A 12,266-nucleotide genomic window follows, 5' to 3' on the forward strand; every position below is an offset into this window, starting at 1 on the left:
AGGCCCCGCGCCCGAGCGGCGCTATCCCGCGAGCTGCCCGTCGCCCGCCCGGAGCTTCGCGAAGCGCGGGCGCCAGGCCCGGCTCTCGGCGAGCAGCGGCGCGGTGCGCGCGAGGAGCAGCGCCAGATCCTCGGGGCGGCCGGCGTCGAGCAGGGCGCGCGCCCGCCAGTAGAGGAGCTCGACCCGCTGATCGGCGCTGAGGCCGCCGCCCAGCTCGCCGGGCGGCTCCCCCTCCTCGCGCACCGTCGCCCGCGTGCGCGGGCTCTCCATGCCGGACCTCGGATCCTTCACGGCGAGCTGCATGACGCCGAGGAGGGCCTGGGCGTACGGCGGCAGATCCGCGATCGCCCCCTGCGCCCTCAGCCACCGGAGCTGCCGGCTCGCGTCCGCGTGCTCGTCGCGCATCGCATGGATCCGCGCGAGCAGGAGCGCGCTCCTGTAAGCCGGCCTGTCCTTGAGCTGCTCGTCGAGCGAGCGCGCCTGCCGCACCAGGGGCAGCGCCTCGTCCTCGTGCCCCCAGAGGTAGAGCAGCTCCGCGAGCTTGATCGTCGCGTCGCGCTCCGCCAGGGTGCTCGCCTCCTCGCGGGCGAGCTGGACCGCGCGCCGGAGGTCCGCCATCGCGCGATCCGGGGCGTCGAGCGCCGGCCAGAGCTCCGCGCGGCGGACGAGCGCCGCGCAGAGGTGGCCCCGGTCGCCGCGCTCCTCGCAGCTGCGCACGGCGTCGTCGAAGCGCCGCTCCGCCTCCTCGAGCTGGCCGGACCGCGCGAGCACGCAGGCCAGCAGCGTGAGCCCCGTCACGTGCGTGTCGTGATCGGCCTCGCGGACGCGCTCCACGCCCTGCGTGAGCCGCTCGAGCGCGTCGTCCAGGTTGCCCTTGCGGAACGCCGAGCGGCCTGCCGCGACCTCGAAGCGCGCGGCGAGCGCGGCGTCGGCGCGGCCCTCGCGGACGTCGAGCAGCGGGATCACCTCCTCGACGCGCGCCGCCGACTCCTCCCAGGAGCCGGCCCAGTCGAGCGCGGTCGCCTCCTCGAGCAGCGCCTCCGCGATCATCCGCGGGTCCTTCATCGTCCGGGCGAGCGCCCCCGCGGAGCGGAGATCGTCGAGCGCCTCGCCGGTGCGCAGGACGCGGTAGCGCACGCGCGCGCGGCCGAGGAGCGCGAGGTACCGCTGGCGCTGATCGTCGCCGTCGGCCCAGAGGAGCGCGGACGCGTAGTGGCTCTCTGCCACCGCGTTGTTGTGCCGGTCGCGCTGGAGATCGCCGAGGAGCAGGTACGCGTGCGCCGCGCGCGCGCGCGCCCCGGCGGCCGCGGCGTGGCGCGCGATCGGCTCGAGCAGCTCCGGCGCCCTCGGCCGGGCCTCGGCCCTGAGCTCCCAGACGGCGAGCGCGTGCCGGTGCATCGCCGCGCGCTCCTCCTCCGGGAGCAGCGCGTAGATGGCCTCCTGCAAGAGCGCGCTCCGGAAGGCGTAGCTGGCGCCGCCGCAGAGGGCGCCCTCGCGCGGCGCGGCGTCGTGCGCGCCGCGGGGCACGAGGAGCCCTCGCGCCACCAGCGCGCGCAGGGCGCTCGGGACGTCGACGTGGTCGACGTACGCCGGCGCGCCCTCGCGTTCGAACGCGCGTTGCACGCTCGCCGCCACGTCCTCCGAGACCTCGAAGCCGAGCACCGCGCAGAGCCTCGCGCAGGCGGCGAGCTCCGGCGGGAGCGCCTCGAGCTGCCGCGCGGCGAACCACTGCCACGCGGGCGACGGCGGGAGCCTCTCCAGCTCGGCGGTCGCGAGCTGGTGGCCGCTCGATCTCGCCCGCAGCCGCACGAGGCCCGCCCGCTTGATCGCCCGCGTGAGCTCCACGAGGCCGCGGGGGTTGTAGCCGGCCCACGCGCAGATGCGCCGGAGCGTCGCGCTCGGCGGAGGCTCCGCGGGCCGGAGGAGCTCCGCGCAGAGCAGGAGCCCGGCGGCGTCGTCGAGCGGCGGGAGCGCGACGTGATCGCGCGCGTGGCCGCGGGCGCTCAGCGCGTGGCGCCGCGGCGTCGGCGAGCAGCGCGCCGGCGCGCCGGCGAGCAGCACCCAGAGCGCGACCGACGCCTCGCGCCGCGTCGCGAGGTCGAGCGCGTCGAGCGTGGCGCCGTCGGCGAGGTGCGCGTCGTCGACGATCACGACGACGGGCCGCTCCATCCCTCGGCGGCGGAGCGCCTCGGCGAGCGCCCGGATCACGCTCCCGCGGCGCGGCGGCGGCCGGCCTGCGGAGCCGCCCGTCCAGCCGAGGATCGCGGCCACGGCCGGCCACACCTCGCCGCCGAGCGGCTCTCCGAGCCGCTCGGCGCAGAACGCGCGCGGGTCGTCGGGCGCCGCGGGGGCGCCGTCCCTCGCGCCGAGCACCTCGGCGAGCAAGGCGGCCGCGGTCTGGCCGAAGCCGCCCCCGGGGCGCGCGCCGAGCTCCGGCTCGGCGCGCAGCGAGATCACGAGCGCGCCCGGGTGGGCGCGGCGGCTGCTCTCGGCGATCTCCTCGGCGAGCCGCGACTTGCCGACGCCGCGCTCGCCGATCAGCGCGCACAGGCCGGGCCCGAGGCCCGCGAGCGCGCGCTCGCGGCTCTCCTCGACGGCGCCCTGAGCGTCGCCGCGCCCGACGAGCGGCGGCGCGGCGCGCGCGGCGCCGCGATGGCCCGAGGGCGGGGGCGCGTCCGGGGCGAAGAAGTAGCGGCCGTCCTCGCTCGCCGCGACGACGTCGAACCCGGGATGCGCGGTGACGAGCTCGGCGCTGAGCGCGATGCCCCGCCACGAATCCGCGGGGAGCCACGACTCGGGCCGCTCCACGGCGATCCCGGCGGCGTGCATGCTCTCGGCGTCACGGCGGAGCTTCAACGGCGCGATGTGGATCGCGAGGGGCGCGCCGACCGAAGCGACGATCTCCCGCCCCGCGAGGAGCGCGCGCTCCGCGGCCGCCTCTTTCGGGCCGGGGAAGATCGCGACGAAGCGGTAGCCGCGCTGCCGCGCGAGGTGCCCGTCGTGGCGGGCCACGGCGGCGCGGACCTCGGCCTCGGCGCCGCGGGCCTCCAGGGCGAGCACCACCGTGTCGTGCCGGTCCGTGGAGCCCGTGGCGACGTCGTCTCCCGCGGTCGCCGCGGCGCCGCCGGCCAGGGCGAGCGCCTCGGCGCCCGCCGACGCGAGCGCGGCCCGCAGGCCCGCGGCGTCCGCCGGGCGGAGCGCGCGCTCCTTGGCGAGGCAGGCGAGGACGAGGGCCTCGATGGACGGAGGGACCGGGGCGATCTCGCTCGGCCTCGGGGGGAGCCGGCCGAGGTGCCCCTGCGCGACGTTCGCGCGATCGCCCGCGAACGGAGGGCGCAGCGTGAGCAGCTCGAAGAGGAGCGCGCCGAACGCGTAGAGGTCCGCGCGCGCGTCGAGCGGCTCGCCCCGGAGCCGCTCGGGCGCGGCGTACTCGGGCGTCCCGAGCATGGCGCCCAGCGTTGTGAGCGCGCTGTCCGCCGGGTGGCAGACGACGCCGCGCTCGCGCTGCGTGAGGCCGAAGTCGAGGAGCCGCACGCCGCCGTCGGGCTCGAGGAAGACGTTCTCGGGCGCGAGATCCAGGTGGACCAGGCCGCGCTCGTGCACCACCTGCAGGCAGCTCAGCACGCCGAGCGCGACGTCGAGGGCGGAGCGCAGGTCGGGCCCGGTGGGCAGGCCCTCGAGGTGGGCCGCCAGCGTCTCGCCGCGGAGCCGCTCCATCGCGATGTACGCGCGGCCGTCCTCGAGCACGCCGTTCTGGAGCAGGCGAGGCGAGGCCGGGGGGCCGAGCTGCTCGAGCGCCCACGCCTCGCTGCGGAACCGCTCGCGCGCGAGCAGCGAGTGGGCCCTGCTGACCTTGAGCACGGCGGGGGCGCCGTCCTCCGCGCGCGTCGCGGCCCAGATGACCGAGAAGGCGCCCGCCGCGAGCGGCGGGCCGACGAGGAAGCCCGCGACGGACGGCGGCGTCTCGGCGCCGAGATCGACCGGCGCTGGGCGGGACGGCGCCGTGGCTCCGTCCGTCGGGCAGGAGGTGAGCACTGCGAGTCGGCGATGGCAGGAAGGGCAACGCGGCAAGAAGACCTCGGATGACCTCGGGTGGGGCCCGGCGCGATCCGTGACCGATATTACCGGTTATCGGGGTTGTCACGAGCAGGAAAACCGCATTGCGCCACACCGCCTTATGCCCATAGCGAAAGTGCGTGCTCGGTCTGCTCGGCCTGCTCGGTTTGCTCGGTTTGCTCGGTCACCCGCGACATCGTGGGCGTCGTGTCGACACCGGAGGACAGCGGCGGCCTCCGTCGCGCTCCGTGGGAGGGACCGCGGCTCTTGTCCTCCGAGAAGCCGGGCGCGCGAACGGCAGGGGGTGAATCTCCGTCGAACACCCACCTTCGGAGACGTGGAATCGGGTCTTCGCGTGACTGTCGCGCGCGGACGTCGGCGGGGCTCGGCAGAGCCGCGCCGATCCGCGAGCCGTGGTGTATGCTGCTCCGAGCGGTCGGAGGGCTGGATGATCCATCGACAGACGGGCGAGATCGAGCTCACATCCGGGCTTCGCATCGGACCCTCGTACTCGGAAGCGCAGTTCTTGTCGTCGCCGCTCGCGCGGATGGCCAACGCCCTGAGCGAGACGCAGCCGTGGAGCGGATACCGGACGTCGCGCCAGCGCATCGGCTTCCGGACCTTCCGCATCACGCTGCACTTCTGCAGCGGCAAGATCGCGTGGGTCGAGCTGTTCGAGGTCGGCGCCGAGTCGAAGGCGTTCTGGAACGACTGGTCCGAGAAGGAGGAGGCGGAGCGCAAGGCCAGCCACGACGCCTGGCTGGCGTCGATCCTCGGCGCGCCGCCCTACGAGTATCCCTGGGGAAAGATCACCTCCCAGTACGACCCGCGGGGCGGCTACAGCAGCATCGTCGTGCGCTTCGGCTAGCGCCGGCGCGCTGGGGCCCAGGGCGTCGCTGGTCGCCGGTCCACGCGCCGGCGCCGCCCTCGGCGTGGCATCCGGCATCCGGGGCGCGCTACAGCGCTCGCCGGTAGCGGATCTCCGGGAGGCTGCCGGCGCCGACCCGCGCCCACCGCCGCGCGCCGTCGCGGGTGAAGCCGGAGAGCTCGTAGAAGCGGCGCGCGCGGGTGTTCCCCTCGAGGACCCAGATCGTCATGGTCCTGTGGCGGCGCCGGGCCAGGTCGGCCTGCGCCGTGTCGAGCAGCGCGGCGCCGAGCCCGCGCCCCCACGCGGCGGGCAGGAGGTAGATCGTGTAGAGCTCGCCGACGTCACCTGGGCCGTCGTCGTCGCGCGTCGGCCCGGCGCTCGCGAAGCCGAGCCCGGCGTCCTCGGCGCAGAGCATCCAGGTCCGCGTCCCGGTCGCGGGGTCGCGGCTGAGGATGTGCCGCCAGCTCGCCTCGCGCGCCGGCACGGAGAGGGCGTTGAGATCGGCCGCCGGGATGAGGCCCAGGTAGGCCGCCTGCCAGGAGTCGACCTCGATGCGCGCGATGACGGCCGCGTCTGCCGGCTGCGCCCGGCGGATGACCGCCCCTGTGATCCGCTCTGACATGGTGTCTCGCACCTCAGCTTGGCTGGCGCCGCGGCGCTCCGCCAGGCCGCCGCCCGGCGCGCTCGCCGGCCGGAGGCGCGATCAAGCGGTGCCCGACGCCGCATTCATCATGATGCTCCATCCCTCGCCGGCGATGGTCCCCTAAGGTCCTTTTGTGCGCTGTGACGCTACCGGGCGCTGCAAAAGGAACCGAAGGAGGGAACCATGCTGTGCAAGGAGATCATGAAGCAAGACATCCAGAGCGTCCTGGCCGACGACACCATCCAGACGGCCGCGTGCAAGATGCGCGACGCGAACGTCGGCTTCCTTCCTGTCTGCGACAGCGCCGGGAGGGTGCTGGGGGCGCTGACGGACCGCGACCTCGCCATCCGGGTGCTGGCCCACAGCAGACCGCTGAGCACGAAGGCGGGCGACGTCATGACGCGCGGGGTGGTCGCGTGCCGGCCCGACGACGACGTGCAGCGCGCGGAGCAGCTGATGGGGCAGCACCACAAGTCGCGCGTCCTGTGCACCGAGGCGGACGGCCGCCTGGTCGGCATCATCAGCCTGTCGGACATCGCGCAGAGCGAGGACGACAGGCACACCGCGCAGACCGTCCGCCGGGTGACCGAGCGGGAGGCGGTGCAGCACGAGAGCACGCGATAGGCTCGCCGGGCGATAGTCCGAGCTTCGCGGCGGCGCGCGGCGCGGGCGACGAACCTGCGACGTTCGCCCTCGCCCCGCGCATCGTCCGCCGCGGCGGCCGCGCGTGCCGCGGCGCCGCCGGCGCGCTTAGCCGCGGATCTTGAGAACGGTCTTCAAGCCGGCAGGGAGCACCGACCCGCGGTGGTGAACCTTCACGGTGAAGATCGCGCGATCGACCTCGTCCTCCGGCATGTTTTTCAGGGAGAAGTGGGCGATGACCTCGAGGTGAGTGCGGCAGTTCGCGCAGTTGCTCACGCTATAACGGCTCAAGACAGAGTGGTAGCCCAGGTAGTATTCCTTGGCCTTGCCGCCGTCGCCCGCGACGGTCGCGTGCGCCGTCAGCAGGAACGACCCCTGGAACAGGGCGCGATCGATGCCCCTCACCATGAGCTTCTTGGCGCTGAACCCGGGCTTTACCGCTGCCTCGCGGGCCTGGTCATTGAGCGATAGATCGTCGAATGAGCCTGGCCCATACGTGTAGCCGAGCTGGTTCTCGATGTCCACGCAGTCCGTGCTGACGTAGGGCTTGCTCGTGAGCGGGCTCTTGAACGGCTTGAGCGCGGTTCCATCGAGGGTCAGCGGAGCGCCGGGCGGGACGCCGGGGGTCGGCCCTTGCAGGTCGTTCGAGCTGGTGCCCGGGTAGTCTGCCATGTCGTCGGAGACTTCGAGCGCCGTGGTTTGGCCATGCAGCTTCTGCCAGAGCCAGAACATGCGGTCGATGTTGCAGTGATGAAAAAAGAAGATCGGATCGAAGGAGGACGTGTTGTTCTCTCCCATGTCCCCGTTCGAGCCGGTGACCAGCCCCGTGCCACCAGCAGCTATCTGCGGTGCGTCGAACCCGCCGACGGCCAGGTGGAGGTCGTTGTGGGGGTCCTCCAGGGGCACCACCATGGGCTGATGGGGGGGGATATCCGCGTTCCAGGCCGCCGCCGAGGTCGTGTTGGAGAAGACCACGTAGTTCGGCGCGAATAGACACGCCCTGTACGATGCGTAGAGGTTGGCGCCCTCGGGAGGAGGTGGAACCGTGGGCTCGGGGCCGTTCAGCCAGGCCATGATGTTGTTGTTGAGCAGCGTGTCGTTCGTGTTCTGGTCGGGATACTTCTGGTTGTGGGCGTACGTCAGCTCGGAGTCCCCGAAGTTGCCCACCAGCCCCGAGAGCGGGTACCGCACGGTCGTGTAGCCGGCCCGCTTGTAGTACGGGTGCGCCTCGTCGGCATTTGCGTTCTGGTCCCCCCAGTAGTTGTCGGAGACCGAGATGGGCAGGGTGAACGACCGCAGCGGGTTGGGGATACCCATCAGGCCGTAGCTCGGGAGGTCGACCGTCGGCTGGGTAAAAATGGCCGGGACGCCCTGATGGAGAGAATAGTCGTCCGTCTCGTCCCAGAAAGGCAGCATCACGCCCGGTACGATGGTTTGCAGCGCCTTTTCCATGCAGTAAAGGTATGCTCTGTGCCAGGTCGGGAACAGGATGTTGCCGTGGTTGCAGTACCCTCCCCAGTAGGCGTATGTATCCTCCGGCGGCAGTCGATCGACCGCGCGTCGCAGCAAGAAAGGCTCTCCGTGGAGGCCCCCCAAGGCGAAGAACGAGTTCCATTCACGCGGGTCGAGCCGCTGGATGCCCCTCCAGGCATAGAGCACGTCTTCAAGGGGTTTCGTGTTTCCCTTGGCGTATTCTTGCTGGAGGACATAGATGGACTGCCGTATCCCTGTGGTCATGTCAGCGCCTTTTCTTCTGTCAGAGCGAGCCTAATCTGTACGGTATCGGAGCGGCGCGGGGCTCTCCGCGCGCTCCGTGCTTCACGGCGGCGAAGGCAGCGACGAGCCCTGCGCTCCCTCCGCCGCACCGCCTTGTGAGGGGGACGGCCCCTTCGTCCGGGAGGCGAGGTGTACGCTCCAGAGCGAGGCGCCGATGAGGAGCAGAGCGCCCGCGTAGAGGAGAGGCGGCGCGTCGAGCCAGAACTTGCCCCCGAGCACGGCCGACGCGCCGGCGAGGCCTGCGAGCATGGGGCGGTAGTCCTGGCTCGCCAGCGCGCGCAGCACGAGCGCGTTGAGCGCGAAGGCGAGCAGCCCGGCGCCGAGCGGCAGCCCCCATGCGTCGCGCAGCCAGGCGCTGGCGCCGAGCGAGCCCAAGATCCCGAGATAGGCCGCCACGCACAAAGGGCACTTCGGGAGCAGCACCAGCGCGATGGCGGGTAAGAGCGGGATGTGCCGGCCGGCGCGCTTGGCCAGCGTGGAGGCGCCGGACGAGCGCGGCGAAGGAGCAGCGCGCCCGCAGGTGCACGCCGGGGGCGAGGAATCCGTGAGGCTCGGTCTCTCATTGATCGCCATCGTGGGTCTCCCGGTGGTGCTTCGCGGGTGGTCCGGCGTCGCGAGGCGGCCTTCCGGTGCGCGTCGAGCGCAAGGGCTTCGCCGTGCGCTGCTGCACGTCCCGCAAAGAACGCGCTCGAACGCCCTCAATCTTCGAGGTCCTGCTCGACAGCCCCGAGACCGCCCTGGGGCCGCGCTGGAGTTCGGTTGTCTCACGTGCGCCGTCGTGAGAGCGCGGCTCTGCTCAACTCCTCAAGTCCTTGGGAGTGCCTCAGGGGGTGGATGGTGTGCCCAGAGAGCCAAGGCGGCTCCCCATCAGGACCGAAACGGCGTTGAACACGCCTTTCTGGAAGAGCAGGATGTTCAGAGAGCCGCCGTACGCGAAGTGCCCGAGCTCGTCGCCCTTCTTGACCGGGACCGGCTCGCCTCCGACCGGGACCAGGGTCGACCGGTTGTTGACGAGCGACGGGTACATCGCGCTGATCGTGTTCAGGCCGACCGGGATGACGGCGATGTACCCGTGCTTTTCGGTCTTGATGACGAAGTAGGAGCGATGAAAGTCCTCGAAGATGCTGAAGTCCGTCGTGCTCTCGCCGACGTTGAAGATGGTGTTGAACCAGTGATCCCCGTCCATGATGCCATTGTAAATTCCAGGCACCTCCACCCCCTCGACGATCCGGCCGGAGGCAGGAGCGTGGTAGCGATGGTAGTTGGGGGGCATGAGGACGCAGGAGACGGCCGTGCCGCCCTCGAACTTCGCTGCGTATTTCGACCCGTTCAGGAGCTGCGTGATGTTGAGCTGACGTGACTTCACGTCGAGCTTCTTCGTCAGCGTGAGGTCCGAGAGGATGAAGTTGATCTCCGAGTCGGCGGACGCCACGAGCACCGAACCGTCGTCAGGCGCCGCGATGGGCCGGGGATTCCTCGCGGGGTTGAGCCTGCGCGTGAAGAACTCGTTGAAGGACTTGAAGCCACCCTCGGGGACGATGAAGTCCTCGATGTGAGTCCCCGGATCCTTCAGCCAGGCCTCGATGAACTTGAGCGACTCCGGAGAGTCCATGAACCGCCCCCGCTCCTTGATGAATTTGACGGTCCAGTTGAAGATCTCGGTCGTGTACTCCCTGCTTGTGGTGCGGCTCTTGAACGTGTTCAGGAAGGCGAACGCGGACTTGTTGTCGAGGTAGAAGTAGGTGAAAGGTACGATCTTCCCCAGGCCTCCCGTGGGCTCGGGCAGAAACGTGAACCACTGCTCGAAGTAGCGCACGAAGTACTCGGCGGTCGCTCCGACCCACGGGTTCTTCGACCCGTCCTCCACGAAGGGCTGCACGTGCGCGACGGCCTCGTTGAACGCCGCCTCGATCACGGGGTTGGCCATGAGGCGCTTGAGCTCGTCGATCAATTCACGCATCGCGGGCGTGAGCGGAATCTGCTGATGGGTCTGCTGGATCGCCATGGCTGGCTCCTTGGGAACGTTGTCGAAGTTGGACTCAATGTTTGCGACTGGAGCGATGGAGATACCCCCCGGGGAAGACCGCCTTCTGCGGCTGTCCGGTCTTGATCGTGGGAGGACGGATCGTCCCCGGCGCGAGGAGGGCGAAGTACCCCTGAGCGTCAGCCAGCGACAGCGACGACATCGGCACGTCCGGGGTGAAGAGCTCGCAACCCGCCTTGCTGGCGTTGTAAGCGATGCAAGCCTTCGTGTCGCACTGGTGTCTGCAGTAGTCGAGGCACTTGTCGGTCGAGGGGTCGGTCAAGGAGTCGGTCAAGGACGCACACACCTGCCCGGAGCCTGGTACGGGCGTGACGCTGGCCTTGCTCGACGAGACCCTCAACCCTTGGAGGTCGGCATACGGCGGCTGGAGCGTATCCGGCGCCACGCCCGGCTTGCCGTTGCCAAAGTCGAGCAGGAAGCTGAAATCAGTCCCGAACGCGGTCTGCGCGACGCCGTGGCATCCCTTGCAGCCCCCCATGTCGTACGTCGTCTTGTTGTACACGGTGTTGTCGCAGTTCCCGAACGTGTTGCCGCCGAAGCCTGGGCCGCTGAAGTTGTTGAGGAACTTGTCCGACTCGACGAACAGGTTGGCCATGTAGTAATTGGCATCGTCCTGCAGGCACTTGGCCGCGCTGCCGTCCTGCGCGCTGATGCAGGCCAGCCCTGCGGCCATTTTTGTGGCATCCGAGTCGGTGGGGTTCGCCTTCGGGGGCGGGGCGCCGGTGATCTCGCAGTCGGTCACGTCGGCCTGCACGCCGATGAGCTGGTAGTTCGCCCAGACCGAGCTGAAGCCTTGCAGCTGCTGGCGCATGAGATCGTTCACCTTCTGGATATCCCCGGGGATCGCGTGGTTCTTGGTGCGATCCGTATTGGGGTCAGGGCTCTGCCGCGTCGCGGGCGTCGGCGCTGACGTCTCCGCTCCGTCGCCGTCGAGCGTGACGTACTCATCGCCTGCATTCGACTCTCCGACGTGCTCGAAGGAGGTGAAGACGAAGTCCGGGTAATTCTGCAGCTTTCTGATGATATGAAGCCCTATCAGCGCGAACGTATCGTTGTGGTACTTGTATTTGTAGGTCTGCGACGCCGGATCGTACTCGTCTTGATAGTAGACGGCCTTGGAGGTGTAATACTGGGTGGCCTTCTCGGACGGCAGCAGCTTTCGCCATGCGGCCTTGATCTCGATCGCCCCCTCGTTCGTGCCGTCGCCGCAGGGGAGGCAGATCGCTTGACTTGGCGGGCAGCTGCATTGAGCCGCATGGTCGTACTTCCCGTTCCGTATGTCGTTCCGCCCGTTGAGCTGGGCTTCGCACAGGCTCCCGTGGGCTCCGGTTCCATCGCAATTTGCGGGATCGCCGACGTTGCCCGTGTTCTGATCAGGGTACTTGTTGCGGATGTACTCGTACTCGTCCCGGTTCACCTTCGCCTCGAACAAGATCAGCGAATCTTGCCTCCGAGCGCGCGGCTGTTGCGCGTACTGGCCGAAGATCTGGCAGGAGGCGATCTCGCTATCCTCGTCGAGGTTATTCCAGAGACCCAATTGTGCGTCGCTGGTCCCCTTCGAGAGCGTCACCTGGTAAGCATTCGTATACGTGGGCGTGCCCAGCTTGTCCCAGGGGAGCGTGAGCGGTCCATTGGGCCGTAGCTCGGTCTTGTGGGCATAGGTCTGCCAGACCAGGAGATCGTTCGATTGTCCGAGAGCATCGCTCTGGGCGGTCCCTCGCCGGATGGTCTGGCCGTCCGGCTGCGCAGCTACGCGGTTCAATGCGAGGAACTGCTGCCAGGCAAACTGGGCGCTGTACACCAGGCTGCTTGGCCGCGGCAGCGACTGAGGCAAGCCATTTTGAGCCGCCGCCAGGACGTTCTTCGCCATGTCTGCATGAGCGCCCGGCTGCGCCGCTGCATCCGACCGCGGCGGCTGCTGGGGGTCTTTCGTCAGGCCGCTCGAAGAGCAATCCATCGTGGCCATCGCTCCACCCGCGATGAAGGGAAAGGCCGTCGCCGCCCTGAGCATTCGAGAGAATCTTGTCATGATCGCTGCGCTTCCTGCATATCGAGGATTTGAAGTTTCGGGTTCTGATTGGCCGAGGTTCGGGTCCTGGCCGAGGGCAACCACCGTGATGTGAATGTTGCAATGACGATGCCAGCCGCCGTTGGACAGCTCGGCGCGGCCCTCTGGGAGGCTTCATGGCGATCTCGGGCCGATCCGACCGGTGGAACGCCGCCATGGATCCAGGTGG

Annotated in this window: 8 protein-coding genes; 2 read left to right on the forward strand and 6 right to left on the reverse strand. The window is 70.0% G+C overall.

Annotated features, from left to right (window positions below):
- Positions 1–21 precede the first annotated feature (21 nt).
- Positions 22–4,035 (reverse strand): serine/threonine-protein kinase, encoded by a 4,014-nt coding sequence (locus WMF14_RS13370; RefSeq protein WP_437801360.1) that lies wholly within the window; start codon positions 4,033–4,035, stop codon positions 22–24.
- 469 nt (positions 4,036–4,504) lie between these two features.
- On the opposite strand from WMF14_RS13370, the gene WMF14_RS13375 reads away from it, so the two are divergent.
- On the forward strand, positions 4,505–4,924 hold the full coding sequence (locus tag WMF14_RS13375; RefSeq protein WP_437329064.1) for a hypothetical protein: 420 nt from the start codon (positions 4,505–4,507) through the stop codon (positions 4,922–4,924).
- An 88-nt stretch (positions 4,925–5,012) separates the two neighbouring features.
- Here the strand turns inward: WMF14_RS13375 and WMF14_RS13380 are convergent, their stop codons facing one another.
- Positions 5,013–5,546: an N-acetyltransferase family protein gene (locus WMF14_RS13380; RefSeq protein WP_437801361.1), complete on the reverse strand. Its 534-nt coding sequence runs from the start codon at positions 5,544–5,546 to the stop codon at positions 5,013–5,015.
- Between the two features lie 204 nt (positions 5,547–5,750).
- On the opposite strand from WMF14_RS13380, the gene WMF14_RS13385 reads away from it, so the two are divergent.
- Positions 5,751–6,191: a CBS domain-containing protein gene (locus WMF14_RS13385; RefSeq protein ID WP_272103138.1), complete on the forward strand. Its 441-nt coding sequence runs from the start codon at positions 5,751–5,753 to the stop codon at positions 6,189–6,191.
- A gap of 126 nt (positions 6,192–6,317) precedes the next feature.
- Here the strand turns inward: WMF14_RS13385 and WMF14_RS13390 are convergent, their stop codons facing one another.
- From WMF14_RS13390 to WMF14_RS13405, 4 genes are all read right to left on the reverse strand, one after another.
- Positions 6,318–7,946 (reverse strand): tyrosinase family protein, encoded by a 1,629-nt coding sequence (locus WMF14_RS13390; protein WP_437801362.1) that lies wholly within the window; start codon positions 7,944–7,946, stop codon positions 6,318–6,320.
- An 81-nt stretch (positions 7,947–8,027) separates the two neighbouring features.
- Positions 8,028–8,558 carry a hypothetical protein gene (locus WMF14_RS13395; RefSeq protein ID WP_437801363.1) on the reverse strand — a complete coding sequence of 177 codons (531 nt, stop codon included), beginning with the start codon at positions 8,556–8,558 and terminating at the stop codon, positions 8,028–8,030.
- A 250-nt stretch (positions 8,559–8,808) separates the two neighbouring features.
- The gene (locus WMF14_RS13400) at positions 8,809–9,990 is read right to left on the reverse strand and encodes a phosphatidylserine decarboxylase (protein ID WP_437801364.1); all 1,182 of its coding nucleotides are present in this window, start codon (positions 9,988–9,990) and stop codon (positions 8,809–8,811) included.
- A gap of 34 nt (positions 9,991–10,024) precedes the next feature.
- The gene (locus WMF14_RS13405; protein ID WP_437801365.1) at positions 10,025–11,899 is read right to left on the reverse strand and encodes a hypothetical protein; all 1,875 of its coding nucleotides are present in this window, start codon (positions 11,897–11,899) and stop codon (positions 10,025–10,027) included.
- Between the last annotated feature and the right edge of the window lie 367 nt (positions 11,900–12,266).

The sequence above is a fragment of the Sorangium sp. So ce693 genome (assembly GCF_051521375.1).
GTDB lineage: Bacteria > Myxococcota_A > Polyangia > Polyangiales > Polyangiaceae > Sorangium > Sorangium atrum.